The organism is Bacillus sp. ISL-39 (assembly GCF_018613295.1).
Taxonomy (GTDB): domain Bacteria; phylum Bacillota; class Bacilli; order Bacillales; family Cytobacillaceae; genus Mesobacillus.
The window spans coordinates 40,774-55,484 of the sequence record NZ_JAGGQM010000014.1 but is presented as its reverse complement, the minus strand read 5'-3'; the positions used below and the strand labels follow the sequence as shown (position 1 = coordinate 55,484).

At 44.0% G+C, this 14,711-nt stretch carries 17 protein-coding genes; all 17 read right to left on the bottom strand.

The window, feature by feature from the left end:
• Positions 1 to 233: 233 nt before the first annotated feature.
• Positions 234 to 1,712: a spore germination protein gene (locus J7E37_RS12665; protein ID WP_214778554.1), complete on the bottom strand. Its 1,479-nt coding sequence runs from the start codon at positions 1,710 to 1,712 to the stop codon at positions 234 to 236.
• Complete coding sequence (spoVAEA, locus tag J7E37_RS12660; protein ID WP_214778552.1) at positions 1,696 to 2,274, bottom strand: stage V sporulation protein SpoVABEA; 579 nt, start codon at positions 2,272 to 2,274, stop codon at positions 1,696 to 1,698. The genes J7E37_RS12665 and spoVAEA overlap by 17 nt, the downstream gene beginning before the upstream one ends.
• Positions 2,275 to 2,376: 102 nt before the next feature.
• A complete protein-coding gene (locus J7E37_RS12655; protein ID WP_214778550.1) occupies positions 2,377 to 2,799 on the bottom strand; it encodes a stage V sporulation protein AB in 423 nt (140 codons plus the stop codon).
• Complete coding sequence (locus J7E37_RS12650) at positions 2,789 to 3,406, bottom strand: stage V sporulation protein AA (protein ID WP_214778548.1); 618 nt, start codon at positions 3,404 to 3,406, stop codon at positions 2,789 to 2,791. Before J7E37_RS12650 ends, J7E37_RS12655 begins: the two co-directional genes overlap by 11 nt.
• Before the next feature lie 234 nt (positions 3,407 to 3,640).
• Complete coding sequence (sigF, locus tag J7E37_RS12645) at positions 3,641 to 4,399, bottom strand: RNA polymerase sporulation sigma factor SigF (protein ID WP_192470659.1); 759 nt, start codon at positions 4,397 to 4,399, stop codon at positions 3,641 to 3,643.
• A gap of 13 nt (positions 4,400 to 4,412) precedes the next feature.
• Positions 4,413 to 4,853: an anti-sigma F factor gene (spoIIAB, locus tag J7E37_RS12640; RefSeq protein WP_041965295.1), complete on the bottom strand. Its 441-nt coding sequence runs from the start codon at positions 4,851 to 4,853 to the stop codon at positions 4,413 to 4,415.
• A gap of 3 nt (positions 4,854 to 4,856) precedes the next feature.
• On the bottom strand, positions 4,857 to 5,207 hold the full coding sequence (gene spoIIAA, locus J7E37_RS12635; RefSeq protein ID WP_041965294.1) for an anti-sigma F factor antagonist: 351 nt from the start codon (positions 5,205 to 5,207) through the stop codon (positions 4,857 to 4,859).
• Positions 5,208 to 5,349: 142 nt separating this feature from the next.
• Positions 5,350 to 6,522: a D-alanyl-D-alanine carboxypeptidase family protein gene (locus tag J7E37_RS12630; RefSeq protein WP_285290329.1), complete on the bottom strand. Its 1,173-nt coding sequence runs from the start codon at positions 6,520 to 6,522 to the stop codon at positions 5,350 to 5,352.
• Positions 6,523 to 6,661: 139 nt separating this feature from the next.
• Positions 6,662 to 7,966: a pyrimidine-nucleoside phosphorylase gene (locus J7E37_RS12625; protein WP_214778546.1), complete on the bottom strand. Its 1,305-nt coding sequence runs from the start codon at positions 7,964 to 7,966 to the stop codon at positions 6,662 to 6,664.
• A 41-nt stretch (positions 7,967 to 8,007) separates the two neighbouring features.
• Entirely contained in the window at positions 8,008 to 8,832 is an 825-nt protein-coding gene (locus J7E37_RS12620) for a purine-nucleoside phosphorylase (RefSeq protein WP_215024240.1), read from the bottom strand.
• 12 nt (positions 8,833 to 8,844) lie between these two features.
• Positions 8,845 to 10,026: a phosphopentomutase gene (gene deoB / locus J7E37_RS12615; RefSeq protein WP_214778544.1), complete on the bottom strand. Its 1,182-nt coding sequence runs from the start codon at positions 10,024 to 10,026 to the stop codon at positions 8,845 to 8,847.
• A gap of 262 nt (positions 10,027 to 10,288) precedes the next feature.
• Positions 10,289 to 11,182, bottom strand: a complete 894-nt coding sequence (gene xerD, locus J7E37_RS12610; protein WP_214778542.1) for a site-specific tyrosine recombinase XerD — start codon at positions 11,180 to 11,182, stop codon at positions 10,289 to 10,291.
• Positions 11,183 to 11,187: 5 nt separating this feature from the next.
• Positions 11,188 to 11,415, bottom strand: coding sequence for a YqzK family protein (locus tag J7E37_RS12605; RefSeq protein WP_215024238.1), 228 nt, complete (start codon positions 11,413 to 11,415; stop codon positions 11,188 to 11,190).
• A 182-nt stretch (positions 11,416 to 11,597) separates the two neighbouring features.
• Positions 11,598 to 12,056, bottom strand: a complete 459-nt coding sequence (fur, locus tag J7E37_RS12600; protein ID WP_214778540.1) for a ferric iron uptake transcriptional regulator — start codon at positions 12,054 to 12,056, stop codon at positions 11,598 to 11,600.
• Positions 12,057 to 12,170: 114 nt separating this feature from the next.
• A complete protein-coding gene (gene spoIIM / locus J7E37_RS12595) occupies positions 12,171 to 12,812 on the bottom strand; it encodes a stage II sporulation protein M (RefSeq protein ID WP_192470666.1) in 642 nt (213 codons plus the stop codon).
• A gap of 167 nt (positions 12,813 to 12,979) precedes the next feature.
• Entirely contained in the window at positions 12,980 to 14,143 is a 1,164-nt protein-coding gene (locus J7E37_RS12590) for an endonuclease Q family protein (protein WP_214778538.1), read from the bottom strand.
• Entirely contained in the window at positions 14,144 to 14,695 is a 552-nt protein-coding gene (locus J7E37_RS12585; RefSeq protein ID WP_214778536.1) for an NUDIX hydrolase, read from the bottom strand.
• Positions 14,696 to 14,711: the final 16 nt, after the last annotated feature.

Below are 14,711 nucleotides of genomic sequence, written 5' to 3'. Positions count from 1 at the left end.
CTTGCCATTTAAAATCACTGTTCAAACATAATTTTTCATTGTTCAGTTAATTTTTCCATAATTTGTCCTACGGCTGTGTGAAACCCTGAAACCAGGGGGTTTAACCCGTTCCGAAAAATGATAAATAAATAGACAGTTCATCTGATGAACTGTCTATTTATTTTTCGCTTTAAGTCTTTAGTAAATTAAAAACACTTTACCATAATTCGAGGGAACGTGCAATTGGAACATTGTCATGATTTTGATGGCTGCTTGTAGCGGTTCCGGGCATGGACAATGCTTGGCCTGATTTTCGAACCTGGCACAGCCCTCCTGATCAGTATCTGTATAAAGGCGACAGGGTGAAAAGGAATGAATGGCCACAGATAAGGAGTGTTCAAGGATTTGATACTGGCAAGCAGCAGCAGCCAGGCCGTGGTTCCTGCTACAAATCCAGGAACATGGAATATAGCAGTCGAAATCAACAGGAATACCCTTCCTATTTTGTTCGCTATACTAAGTTCATAACTTGGTGTCGCATAAGTTCCGATTGCCGCCACAGCCACATAAAGAATGACTTCTGGCACGAACAACCCTACATCGATGGCGATTTGCCCGATCAGGACTGCAGCGATTAAACCCATTGCAGTGGACAGCGGTGTCGGCGTATGGATGGCCGCCATCCTCAGGAACTCAATCCCTCCATCTGCAAGCATGATTTGCAAGAAAATCGGGATATTGGAATCTTCATTAGGCCCGATAAATGCAATTTTATCAGGCAGAAGGTCGGGATTCTGAACAAATAAATACCATAACGGCAAAAGTAATAGTGATGCGAGCACCCCAAGGAATCGTATCCAGCGTACCATTGTCCCGACACCTGGTGATTGTCTGTACTCTTCGGCATGCTGAAGATGGTGGAAATAAGTCGTTGGTGTAATGATGACGCTTGGAGAGGTATCAACATAAATAAGGACATGTCCTTCAAGCAGATGGGTCGCCGCTACATCGGCACGCTCCGTATACCTTACCAGCGGGTATGGGTTATAGCCTTGTTTTACCAAAAATTCTTCAATTGTTTTATCAGCCATCGTGATTCCATCGATTTTAATTGACTGCAGCTCTTTTTTGATGACCTTGATCAAATCAGGGTTAGCAATATCTTTTATATAGCCAATCGCAACGTCTGATTTCGACCTTTCGCCTACCTTCATCATTTCAAAGCGCAGATTTTCATCCCTGATCCGCCTTCTTGTCAACGCTGTATTGACGATGATATTTTCAACAAAGCCGTCACGGGATCCGCGCACAACCTTTTCTGTATCAGGCTCCTGCGGCTGTCTCCCCGGGTAGCTTCTGACATCAACTACTAATCCTATTTGTTCACCCTCAACCAATATAACAATGAGTCCCGAAAGAACCTGATCGACAAGCTCATCCATCGTTTTGATTTTGTCTACGGACTGGTGGGTAATCCGATTCTCGACAATCTCTTGCAGATGTGAAGAAAGTTTCTCGTTATCATTAATGTCCACCAGTTCTTCAACAATATGTACGATGAAGCTTGTATCGCACAAACCATTCACATAATAAAAATGGACATTCTTTTTAAGGATTTTCAGTTTCCTGACTCCAAGGTCAAAACTGGCTTCCAGGCCAACGTGTTCTTTCATATACTTTTCAGCTTCGTCCAAGGATTGCGGGATGGGCAGCTTGTCATTGTTCTTTGGCATAGAATCCGCTCCTTTCAAGGATGATTTCCACTGCTTTCTTCGTTATTGGCGAACCGATTTTATAATGGTCACGGCGGGCCATTTTACCGATATCCCCTATTCCGATTATTAACGGGACATCAAGCGTATCCAAACAGTACACTGTATCTCCGTTAATTCTCCCCAGTTCCAGTTCTGGAATTCCATGTTTGTCCACTCCATAGGGAGTTAGTTCACCTTCCCGGTCTATGCAAAAATCCACGCGGCTCCATTCCGCCATATGCGTTTTCGAAGCGACCGCAATCGCTCCAAGCACCTCAATGTCTTCATGCTCAGCCACGTATTTAAGAGCTTTCTCTCCTGCTCCTTCTCCAAGGTAGCCACTATCATCGAACATAACTAAAACAGGATCCTTTGCAGCTTTTTTGATTAATTTAACAAGGTGCGGCCCCGAAAGGACAGAAGGATTGCCATGTGAAAGAGAGATGCACCGCCCGCCTACTTCCGCAGCCACATGTTCAACTGCACGCCGGGCATAATCATCACCATCTGTAATTAAGATTACCTTCCTTTTTTCGGCCATTCTCTGCCGTCCTTTCTGCCATTCATTTTTCCGGATTTATTATCGCTGTAGGTATGGAAGCGCACTTTCACGGGTCAAACTACCTATAGCTGCTTTCAATAATCAACGTCCTACGAAATAAATCCAATGGAATAATGAGCCAAATATTTTACCAAGCACAATCGCCATCAACAATGTCTCGAGCTTGTCATCTACCCTGACTCTTTTAGCGAGGATTGGGAGTACATTCAGGACCTCTGTCAACGCAGCTGCCAGCATACCGACAAATATGCCCCCCGCCAACCCAAGCGGGAGTGTCACGTAAGGAGAAAAATTCATTACAGGGTCTCTCAGGCTTCCTGCAGTTCCAAGCAGAGCTCCGAGTACCACTGCCCACTCATACCAGGAAATCAGTTTCATTGTCTTCGTCAGCTGTGTAAGTCTGGGAATCACTCCGAGAACCGATAAGAAAGCAACAAAACCAGACCCTACAGCAAGCCCGCTTGCCAGCCCGATAAGAACAATGAACAAGACACTAATCGTCATTAAGATGTTTCACGCTTTCCTTGTTTTCATGCAGGATGACATATTGATCTAGAGACTGCTGATAATTGAACATTTCTACTTCAAGCGGGCTCGGCTCTTCATTTAGCCTCTTTTTGAATACATGGTTAAAGAATAGAATCATGCCCAGACCAATGCCGATTGAATAGGGAATTTGGAATAACAGCGGCTTCGCGACTTCCTTTCCTGTCATGATGAAATAGAGCCGCTGATGCACCGACTGCATGCTGACATCTTCATGGAAGTTCATGATGGTCAACGCAGCACCGAAAAATAGCAGGAACCACACAAGGATAAAGAAGGGAATCGACATCCCTTTTTTCTTGTAAATCACCTCGATAATCGTTTGAGGCGGGCCCACAGTCTGGATTTCATGATCAGGATATATCTCAGCAATGAAACGAATGACCTTCATAACATCGATAATGTGAATATGGTCTTTCGGCATAATCTTTTTGACTTGAAGAGAGGCCAGTTCGTGATATATATCTTCGCTGGCAATGATCTGCGCAATATCCTTCAACAAGAGTGATTGCTCAGGCTTGACTTGGACGCGATTCCTCATACGGATATAAATCGTTTTTTCCATCAGATTCACTTCCAACACAGTGTTTTCCTCGTATATTTAGTATGGATTCCTGCAGTTATTTCATGAAGTCCAATAATTGGTTAAGATGGGATGTGCATAAAGGAAGAAAGACGATGAATAGGTTATTGTGGAATGACTAGTTAGGTTTATTGGTGACCTGTTTTTCCTAAATCTAGGCTTTCCAGGCGCCAATATCTTAAATTAAGCAGGAAATATAAAAAAAGCCATATGGATTCAAAGATCCATACGGCCTTTCATTTGCTGCAGTATTTTCTTTTCGAGGCGTGAAACCTGGACTTGGGAAATTCCCAGACGGACTGCGACCTCGGATTGAGTCTGATCCTTATAGTATCTCAAATACACAATCAGTCTTTCCCGTTCGTCGAGCTCGTTAATTGCCTCTTTTAATGCAATTTTATCAAACCAGCGGCCTTCTTCCCCGTTGTCAATCTGGTCTAGCAGGGTAATCGGGTCACCGTCGTTTTCGTACACCGTTTCATGGATGGATGCAGGACTGCGGCTTGCTTCCTGTGCCATGATCACATCTTCAGGTGAGAGTTCCAGAAACTCGGCTATTTCATTGACAGTTGGTACCCTGCCTAATGTTTTGGAAAGCTCGTCCTTCGCTTTCCTTATCTTATTTCCGGTTTCTTTAAGTGACCTGCTCACTTTCACGGTGCCGTCATCCCTGATGAAACGCTGGATCTCACCAATGATCATTGGAACGGCATACGTCGAAAACTTTACGTCATACGATAGGTCAAATTTATCAACTGATTTCAAGAGGCCGATGCTGCCAATTTGGAACAGGTCGTCGGGTTCATATCCCCTGTTGAGGAAGCGCTGGACGACAGACCATACGAGCCGCATATTTTTCTGGACGATTAAGTCCCTGGCCCCCTGGTCTCCCTGCTGGCTTCTCAAAATCAGTTCTTTGACTTCATGGTCCTTAAGATACGTTTGGCTATTATCCTTTTTTACCTCCACATCCATAGGCAGAACTCCCTTAATTGCACAGCGCTTTGCTCTTTGACAGGTGCTTTTTCAAACGAATCTCTGTCCCAAAGCCGGGCTCTGATCTCACTTGTACTTCGTCCATGAAATTTTCCATAATCGTAAAGCCCATACCGGACCTTTCAAGTTCAGGCTTGGATGTATAAAGAGGCTGCATGGCTTCATCGATATCTGGAATCCCAATTCCTTCATCCTTAATCAGCATTTCCACAGTTCCATCCTGAATCATCACAGAAATAAACACTTTCCCATCTGGATTACTTTCATAACCATGAATGATGGCGTTGGTTACCGCTTCCGATACTACTGTCTTAATTTCGGTCAGTTCATCCATCGTTGGGTCCAGCTGCGCGATGAATGCTGCGACCGTCACGCGGGCAAAAGATTCATTTTGGCTTAAAGCGCTAAAATGAAGATTCATTTCATTCTTCATGTATCAAGCAACCCCCAATCTCTCTAATGCATATTCTTCTGACGGTTCAAGACGGATAATCTTGAATAAACCCGACATGTCAAATAACCTCTTGATTGGCGGAGAAATTGCGCAAACTACCATCTCTCCATGAAGCTGCTTGATTTGTTTATACCTTCCTAAAACTACCCCTAGACCCGAACTATCCATAAAGGTGAGGTGTTCAAGGTTCAAGACAATGTGGCGGACTTCTTCGTTTTCAAGGGCTTTTGTTGCCTGCTCGCGAAGCTGGTCTGCAGTATGATGATCTAATTCACCACTAACTCGAATCAATAAGACGTCATGCTTCACTTCAATATCAATGTTAAGACTCACTATCCAAAGCCTCCTTATCTGGTATAGTGAGTCAAATTCTCCATTGATTGAGACAAATCCTTCTTAGGAACAAAACTAGTGCCTATTCGCTAAAACTAGATGGAATGGCAGAGTTTTCGACAATTCTGGCTGGAAATTCGGATTATTGTTGGCTTCCTGCTCTTGTAAACATCCCGAATGAGCGTTTATACAGGATCCACCAGCTGGCTTTTTCCACGTTTGCATCGGCAACTAGAGGCGTTTCTGCAAGGGTTTTTCCGTCTTTGACGAGCTTTAAAGTACCTACTCTGTCACCTTTTTCCACAGGTGCTTTAAGGCTTTTATTCAAAGTGATCTTCTGCTTTACATCCTTTACGTCTGCTCCTTTTTTGGTCAATAGAGATACACTTTCAGATGTAACAGCGTTTATTGTCTTCTGGTCTCCTTTGCTGATGGCTGCTTTTCCAAGTGCATGTCCTTTCTTGAACATAGGATGCGTCTGGTACTGGCTGAAGGCATAATCCAGCATTTTCGTTACCTGTGCATTCCTGGCCTTGGAAGTTTGCGCTCCAAACACGACTGCAATCGCACGCATACCATCCTTTTGAGCTGTAGCCGTCAGGCAATATTTCGCCTCATTTGTGAATCCTGTTTTCAGCCCATCCACTCCTGGATAAAAACGAACTAGCTTATTCGTGTTGACCAGCCAGAATTTCTTATCAGAGTCCTCTCGGAGATAATCTTCGTACGTTCCAGTGAACTTGGTGATTTTTTCGTACTTCAGCAATTCTTTCGCCATCATGGCCATGTCATAAGCCGAGCTGTAATGCCCTTCGACAGGCAAACCAGTGGTGTTCTTGAATACTGTATTCTTGAGGCCAAGCTCATTCACTTTTGCATTCATCATTTTGACGAATGCTTCTTCAGACCCGCCAATTCGCTCAGCCATCGCCACGGACGCATCATTCCCTGAGCCGATCGCGATTCCTTTCAACAATTGCTCAACTGTCATTTCTTCTCCTGGCTCCAGGAAGATCTGAGAACCACCCATTGAAGCGGCATATTCACTGGCCCGGACCTTTTCGTCCATTTTCAGCCTTCCTTCATCGAGCGCTTCCATGATCAGAAGCATCGTCATGATTTTGGTCATGCTCGCAGGCGGCAGCTTTTCATGACTATTTTTATCAAAAAGAACCTGACCAGTATCACGTTCAATCAATATAGCTGAACTGGCATCATTGGCCAGTCCCGAGTCTCCTTCATTCGCATATCCTTTTGGGGAGATAATTGCAGCGCCCATCATAAAAACAAGCAGTAAACTCGTCAACTTTTTCAGATTCATGGCCATAACCCTCCTATCTTTATAGGGTCTATTTTTTCCAATGAATCCATTTTTATACAAACAAGGTATATAAAACCGATATTTTTGCACACAAAAAAGCGAAGAGTTGCCTCTTCGCTTCCTTTAACCTACATTACTCTGTAATTTCTTCATGAACCAAAATTGGTGCATCAACATGTTCACTTGTAACCTTAATATTTTCATACAGCATTTCTTTCACTTCGTTTACATCCTCAAAGTTGCTGTAAATTGTTAGAAGTGATTCTCCTTTTTCTACCTTGTCGCCAATTTTCTTGCGAAGCACAAGGCCGACTGCCAGGTCAATTACGGATTCCTTCGTAGCTCTTCCTGCACCTAGCAGCATGGCTGCTGTTCCTACTTCATCAGCGACTATTTCAGATACATAGCCTGCTTCTCTGGCTTCAAGCTCGAAGGTGAATTTTGCCTGAGGAAGCCTGCTTGGATCATCGACAACGGATGCATCGCCGCCCTGGGATGCCAGGAATACTTTGAATGTTTCAAGTGCAGTTCCGTTCTTGATCACTTCTTCCAGCTTGCTGCGTGCTTCTCCAAGGGACTCAGCTTTTCCAGCAAGGAATACCATATGGCTGCCGAGCGTCAAGCAAAGTTCAGTCAGGTCTTCTGGACCTTCACCCTTCAATGTATCAATCGCTTCCTTAACCTCTAAAGCGTTTCCGATCGCATATCCTAGCGGCTGGCTCATATCGGAAATGACAGCCATTGTCCTGCGGCCTACATTATTACCGATGCGGACCATTGCCTTAGCTAGTTCACGGGAATCGTCGAGAGTCTTCATGAATGCTCCAGCACCTGTTTTTACATCCAGGACGATTGCATCAGCGCCCGCGGCAATCTTTTTGCTCATGATGGAACTCGCAATCAAAGGAATGCTGTCCACCGTTGCCGTTACATCACGCAAAGAATAAAGCTTTTTATCAGCCGGAGTCAGGTTTCCGCTCTGGCCGATGACCGCGATTTTATTTTTATTTACAAGATCGATGAATTCCTCATTGTCGATTTCAACATGGAATCCTTCAACAGCCTCCAGTTTGTCGATGGTTCCTCCTGTGTGGCCAAGTCCGCGCCCCGACATTTTTGCAACCGGGACACCCAAAGCTGCCACTAAAGGCCCTAGGACAAGAGTAGTTGTATCACCTACACCGCCTGTAGAGTGCTTATCAACTTTCACGCCTTCAATCGCAGATAGGTCAATCTGGTCCCCAGACTTCACCATTGCCATTGTAAGGTCTGCGCGTTCTTTCTCCGTCATGCCCTGGAAGAAAATCGCCATCGTCAGCGCACTTACCTGGTAGTCCGGGATTGAGCCATCTGTATACCCATCCACAAAAAACTGTATTTCTCCAGTTGATAATTCATGTCCGTCTCGTTTTTTTTCGATAACGTCAACCATTCTCATCATTATCACCACTTATTATTATTTAGCCGGTAAGCTATTAATTACTTCTTTCCTAACGTTTTTACGATTTCATTTACTAGCAACAGGAAGCTTGACTTCACCTTTTCAGTTGTTTCGATTACCTCATCATGGCTCAGTGGCTGGTCAAGAATTCCCGCAGCCATATTAGAAATGCAAGAGATTCCCAGTACTTCCAAACCAGAATGCCTTGCTACCATGACTTCAGGAACGGTCGACATACCAACTGCGTCTCCGCCCATTGTACGAATCATGCGTACTTCAGCAGGTGTTTCGTAAACTGGCCCAGGGTTGCCAAAATAAACTCCCTCTTTCACATGAAGGTTGTTCTTGTCAGCAACCTCTTTAGCGACTGCTCTTAATTTCTTTGAATATGCTTCGCTCATATCAGGGAAACGCACGCCGAAACGTGAATCGTTTGGTCCAATCAACGGATTAGTTCCCATATTGTTGATATGGTCTGTTATGATCACCAAATCGCCTGGCTCAAAGCTCTCGTTGACGCCGCCAGCTGCGTTCGTAACGATCAGTTTTTCAATTCCGAGTTCTTTCATGACGCGTACCGGAAAGGTAACCTTATCCATGCTATAGCCTTCGTAAAAATGGAAACGCCCCTGCATGGCGATTACTTCCACACCGCTAAGCTGTCCGCAAACAAGCTGACCAGCGTGGCCTTCTACAGTCGAAACCGGGAAACCCGGGATTTCGTTGTAAGGAATCTTAACCGGGTTTTCGATATCATCAGCAAGAACACCAAGGCCCGAACCGAGAATTAACCCAATTTTAGGCTGCTGCTTAAGCTTATCATTTATAAAAGATGCTGCATTTTGAATTTGATTGTAATCCATGTAATCCACTCCTTATTTCAATTCATTTAGGAAGCTTGTTCCGTGGTCTGGCATTTTCACGTTAAAGTTTTCTGCAACAGTTGCTCCGATATCTGCAAATGTCTTACGGACTGGAAGTTCTTTTCCTTCGTTCATTCCTTTTGAATAGACGAGGAGCGGCACATATTCGCGTGTATGGTCTGTTCCAGGATGAACCGGATCATTTCCGTGGTCCGCAGTAATGATAAGAAGGTCCTCTTCTTTCAATTTTTCGAATACCTCAGGAAGACGGGCATCGTATTCCTCCAGTGCATTGCCATAACCCTCAGGATCTCGGCGGTGTCCGAACAAAGCATCAAAATCTACTAGGTTCAGGAAGCTCAAGCCTGTAAAATCCTGATCGAGGGTTTGCAGCAATTTATCCATTCCATCCATATTGGATACCGTGCGAAGAGATTCAGTTACCCCTTCTCCGTCATAAATATCTGAGATTTTACCGATAGCCAATACGTCCAGACCTGAATCCTTAAGTTCATTCATAACTGTTCTGCCAAATGGCTTCAGCGCATAGTCATGCCGGTTGGATGTACGTTTGAATTCCCCTGGTTCACCGATAAATGGTCTTGCGATGACCCTTCCGACCATGTATTTTTCATCTAGCGTCAATTCCCTGGCAATTTTACAAATATCATAAAGCTCTTCTATAGGAATGATTTCTTCGTGAGCAGCAATCTGCAGTACTGAATCAGCAGATGTATAAACAATCAGCGCCCCCGTCTTCAAATGCTCTTCGCCAAGCTCTACAAGGATTTCCGTTCCGCTTGCCGGCTTGTTTCCGATGACCTTCCTGCCGGTACGCGTTTCGAGCTCAGAAATCAACTCATCCGGGAATCCATCAGGGAATACCTGGAATGGTGTCTGGATATTCAGACCCATAATCTCCCAGTGGCCTGTCATTGTGTCCTTGCCGTTAGAAGCTTCTTCCATCTTTGTGTAGTAGGCCAGTGGCTTTTCAGCAGGTGCGATGCCTTGGATTTCCTCGATGTTGCTGAGGCCGAGTTGGCCCATGTTCGGCATTTTCAAGCCATTCATTCTTTCTCCGATATGGCCAAGTGTATGGGATCCTTTATCACCAAACTTTTCGGCATCTGGAGCTTCTCCGATTCCGACTGAATCCATGACGATCAAAAACACTCTTTTATATGTATTCGACATTCCTTCTCCTCCTTAAAAGTGTGAATGCGTTACTAACCTTTTAACAATTTTATGTTACCCTTTTTTGTTTCAGTTAATCGAATGCTTGCGTTTTCATTTGTCAGAAGTCTGACATCTCCATTGTACTAAATAAAAATAAAAACACAAGAAAAAAAGCCGGGTTTTAGCCGGTCTTTTATGACAATTCTATGAAACTATTACCTTGCCGAGTACACATTCCTGCTGCTAACAACCTTGCAGAAATACATGAACCCATCCGCTCCTAGGCGCGTGGATGGAATTTTGTGTAAACATCCTTTAGCCTCGTCTTTGTCACATGGGTATAGATTTGTGTGGTCGAGATGTCCGCATGGCCCAGCATTTCTTGCACGGCGCGAAGGTCGGCTCCATTTTCAAGCAGGTGGGTGGCAAATGAATGGCGCATCGTGTGCGGAGTCAACTCTTTCTCAATCCCCGCTTCTGTCGCAAGCCGTTTGAGGATTTTCCAGAACCCTTGTCGTGACAGGCCTTTCCCATGATGATTCAAGAATAAAGAGTCATCCTTATGTTTTTTCGATACAAGCTTTGGGCGGCCCTTTTCAAGGTATTGTTCAATCGCATCAGAAGCCGTTTTGCCAATCGGTATGATTCTTTCCTTGCTCCCTTTCCCCATGCAGCGGACAAATCCCATTGTCAGGTGGATATCAGACAATGTCAGTCCGATCAGCTCGCTCACACGGATTCCGGTGGCATACATCATTTCCAGCATTGCCTTATCACGATAGCCAAAATGGTCCGTCAGCTTTGGGCTGTCGAGAAGTGTCTCTACCTCTTCCATACTCAAAACTTTAGGCAAGGATCGTTCATGCTGAGGGCTCTCGATATGGACAGTCGGGTCATGGTCAACCGCCTTTTCCCGCAGCAGGAAGTGGTGGAAAGCCCTTATCGAGGCGATATGTCTTGCCAGTGTTTTTGAAGATTTACCTGAGTCTTTCAAATGCCCTAAAAAATGGACAATCTGCGGTCGCTGCACACCATTTAAGTCCCCAAGCTGTTCAACATTTTTAAGATATGTGATATAACTGTTCAAGTCGCGTTTATAAGATACGATCGTGTTCTTTGAAAGTCCCTTTTCAACTACTAAAAAGTGGATAAAGTCGTCGAGCCTGTCTTCCATTTTTATTACTCCCCATTCAGATAAAACAGTATCAGCCTTTCAAACATACTTCCCTTTTCTTCATCAAAAGTTCCTGATACCTTTATAGCCGCTCCCTCTGGTGCGTCATATCGATGATAGCTTTCATACTCTTCATTAATCCACATGATACCATAATAAAATAAGATTGTGCATCCAGTGAATAATATAAAGACCTTTAATGTGTGCAGTACCAAGCTAAACCACGATTTCATTTTCTTGCCTCCAACTCGACACATAGAACAATTGATGCAACTTTTTAATATTCATCTCATGTTCTATTCGACTTTACTTATTTACTAATCTGTATGCCAATTTGGACAAGAATTATACCTGAACATGGTGCCATTTTAATAAAAATAAAAAACCCTTTCTCCATGGGAAAAAGGGTTTTGGATCATTCAGTTTCAGCCGTCTCTTTTCCCTGGCATCTATGGCAAATGCCATGGAAAGTCAGGCGGTGGTCCTTGATTTTAAATTTCCAGTCTCTTTCAACGATTTCTTCCACATCTTCAAGAAGGTCGTCCTGGATTTCATCCACTGCTCCGCATTCGATGCAGACCAAATGGTGGTGGAAATGGGCAGCGCCTTCCTGGCGGAGATCGTAACGGGATACACCGTCGCCGAAGTTGATTTTATCGACAATTTTCAGTTCAGTCAGCAGTTCAAGTGTCCGGTATACTGTTGCAAGGCCGATCTCAGGAGATTTTTCTTTGACAAGCAAATAAACATCTTCCGCACTTAAGTGGTCTTCTTCATGTTCAAGCAATACTCGAACGGTAGCTTCACGCTGCGGCGTTAATTTATAGCTGGACGAATGCAGCTGTTTCTTGATTCTCTCAATTCTGTTTTCCATTTCGATACTCTCACTCCCCCGCCACTATTCTTTTATTATATCAGAAGGGGAATGAGATTCAAAATAAAATTATTACAAATAAGAAACAAGAGTTATTATCAGTTAAAAGTAATTTTAATTTATTGAGTTGATGACTGCTTTCAACAGTGCCGGAGATAAATACGCCTCTACCCCTGCGGCCACAGCCAGGAATACAAGCGCGGCGACAAATGAAAAGATATATCTAAAAAACTGCGGCATGATCGGCTGGTTGATTTTCTTCATGAACTGGTTCCTAATCATTTTCAATGAAAAAGTCACCGCCATTGCTGCTGTGATAATGAAAACCGGTATAATGATGAAGTTTTGCGGAAGGATGGAAACAAAGGATAAGAGGAATCCGTCCCATTGCATTTGGTTAACGAGAAAGCCTACTGTGAAACCAACAACCATCCCCTTCATGAAAAGCAGGATCAAAATGACGGGAAGCCCTATGATTGAAACCCCGAGAATCCAGATGAGCCCAATGAATTTTCCATTGTGCAGAAAGCTCTGCAAAAATAGATCCTTTCCGTCCGCCACTTTCCCGGATGCTGCCTGGCCAAAAAACTGTGATAAATAATAAAATAAATCCTCTTTTTGAGTGAAGCTTAGGCTGTTTACTATTATTGCCCCAAAGATGACTCCCATCAAAAACAGGACAATGACAAAAAGATAGATTGAGGAATATTCTCTTAAATGGGTTACTGCGACGTCCTGGTACCTTCGTTTCTTCATCTCTTTTCCTCCTGCATATTGGTTACTACCATCATATGCAAGGACATAGAGTCTATGACTGCAAAGCTCCCAATTTGGTTTAATAGAAAACAAAAAGCGTAAGCGCCTTGGTCAGCCCCGACAAGCGCTGCCCGCCTATAACGCCACGTCCAATTGACCGGACTTTTTTAATCAGTTATTTTCCCGTATTTCCCTCCCCCGCCTGCTTGGAAGGCGAGATGTCCTTTTCTTGCCTTATCTATGGTAATGGCTGTCTTTTCAGGAATAACTTTTTTTAAAGAATCGAGAGGCACTGAGTGAAGGACTGCCATTTCTGTTCCAAAATGATCCATCAGCTTTTCTAGCATTTTCGGTCCAAGACCCGGAATAAATTCGAGCGGCACCTGGTGGATATAAGGAGGCCTCACATATTGATTTCCCTCTGATGAACTTAGTTCCTGAATTCTGTCGGCGACCCCTTTTATTTGTTTGACAGATCCGCATTCTGAGCACGCTTCACCATATGCTGGATTGTAAGCCAGGCATTCTGCACAGACTGTCCGATGATACTTTCCAAGCTGCGGATCCAAACCATAATTCGCTTTGATACCCCGGCCTTCCGCTTGCTTTAACGCAAGTTTCAGTTCCCGGAAGGATGGCTCAGCCATTTCAATTTTCTGGTATTCTCTCGCGATTTTCGCAAGTGAATGGGCATCGGAGTTCGTTACAAACGAATAGCCGTGAAGCTCAGCCAGCTGGTCAGCCATTTTCGTATCCGAGCTTAAGCCTAATTCAATGCCATCGATCAGGTCCGCATCAAAAACCTCAGTAAAAGAATTCTTGACTCCTTTGCCGTATAGGCTTTTGAAGGGTGTAAATACATGAGCAGGAATGAAAATACCACCAAGTTCCTTAACCTTCTTCTGCAAAACAAGCCCGGAAATATAGACTCTTTGGGAGCTAAGATGAATATTTTTCATGTGGTTTTCAAGCCATCTTGAAAAAGCTCTCATCGTCTGCAGGGTGGGCAGATAGCATAATACATGAATAGGCCCCTGGGTGCTTTCATCATTTATCTCAAGCTCGGAACCAAGGATGATACTCATTCCGCCATAATGAAGTCCGCCTTCTGGATGTTCCTGCAGCTCACCTGCTTCAAGCAAATCTTCCATTTCATCAAGAACTTCCGGTGAATGGCTGTCTATGACTCCTATCATATTCAATCCTTTATAATCCCTTGCGTGGCGGATAATATTACTGAACGTCAGTGATTTTGCTCCGGTGATTTTTACAGCTCGGCCTGATTTCGTCCTGCCTATATGAATGTGTAGATCAACGAAGTATTCCTGCATTTACTTTTCTAATGCCTCCTGCAATTGCAGGTGCTGTACTGCATATGCTGTTTTTGCATCGAAGATTTTTTGTTCCTTTATAAGCTGGATTGCCTCTTCAAGCGTTAACTCCATCAAGTTGACAAACTCGTCTTCATCCGCTGCTGCGGGATTGGCTTTTTTATTCAGCCCTGTTGCTTTATATACATGGATGATTTCATCTGCGAATCCTGGAGATGTGTAGAAGGAAATAAGCCATTCCATATTCGCGCATTCATATCCCGTTTCTTCCTCAAGCTCACGGGCAGCACAAACTTCCGGCTTCTCGCCTGCCTCAAGCTTGCCTGCCGGAATCTCGACGATCGTCCTTTCAAGAGCCTTCCTATATTGTTCCACCATGATGATTTTATGATCAGCAGTGACAGGAATGACCGCGACAGCACCTGGATGCTTGACGATCTCCCTTTTTGATGTTTTTCCATTCGGCAATTCTACATCGTCCACCTGCAGGCTAATGACCTTTCCTGTAAAAATCTGCTCTGTCTTCAATGTTTTTTCTTCAAGAGATTTCATACATGTCCACTCCTGT

Coding starts and splice junctions, on each gene's coding strand:
- J7E37_RS12650 (WP_214778548.1), bottom strand. CDS start 3,406: ATGGAAAAAACGATTTATATCCGTATGAGGAATCGCGTCCAAGTCAAG.
- J7E37_RS12605 (WP_215024238.1), bottom strand. CDS start 11,415: ATGAAATCGTGGTTTAGCTTGGTACTGCACACATTAAAGGTCTTTATA.
- sigF (WP_192470659.1), bottom strand. CDS start 4,399: ATGGATGTGGAGGTAAAAAAGGATAATAGCCAAACGTATCTTAAGGAC.
- deoB (WP_214778544.1), bottom strand. CDS start 10,026: ATGTCGAATACATATAAAAGAGTGTTTTTGATCGTCATGGATTCAGTC.
- fur (WP_214778540.1), bottom strand. CDS start 12,056: ATGGAAAACAGAATTGAGAGAATCAAGAAACAGCTGCATTCGTCCAGC.
- spoIIM (WP_192470666.1), bottom strand. CDS start 12,812: ATGAAGAAACGAAGGTACCAGGACGTCGCAGTAACCCATTTAAGAGAA.
- J7E37_RS12665 (WP_214778554.1), bottom strand. CDS start 1,712: ATGCCAAAGAACAATGACAAGCTGCCCATCCCGCAATCCTTGGACGAA.
- spoVAEA (WP_214778552.1), bottom strand. CDS start 2,274: ATGGCCGAAAAAAGGAAGGTAATCTTAATTACAGATGGTGATGATTAT.
- J7E37_RS12655 (WP_214778550.1), bottom strand. CDS start 2,799: ATGACGATTAGTGTCTTGTTCATTGTTCTTATCGGGCTGGCAAGCGGG.
- xerD (WP_214778542.1), bottom strand. CDS start 11,182: ATGGAAGACAGGCTCGACGACTTTATCCACTTTTTAGTAGTTGAAAAG.
- J7E37_RS12585 (WP_214778536.1), bottom strand. CDS start 14,695: ATGAAATCTCTTGAAGAAAAAACATTGAAGACAGAGCAGATTTTTACA.
- J7E37_RS12590 (WP_214778538.1), bottom strand. CDS start 14,143: ATGCAGGAATACTTCGTTGATCTACACATTCATATAGGCAGGACGAAA.
- spoIIAB (WP_041965295.1), bottom strand. CDS start 4,853: ATGAAGAATGAAATGAATCTTCATTTTAGCGCTTTAAGCCAAAATGAA.
- J7E37_RS12620 (WP_215024240.1), bottom strand. CDS start 8,832: ATGGATTACAATCAAATTCAAAATGCAGCATCTTTTATAAATGATAAG.
- J7E37_RS12625 (WP_214778546.1), bottom strand. CDS start 7,966: ATGAGAATGGTTGACGTTATCGAAAAAAAACGAGACGGACATGAATTA.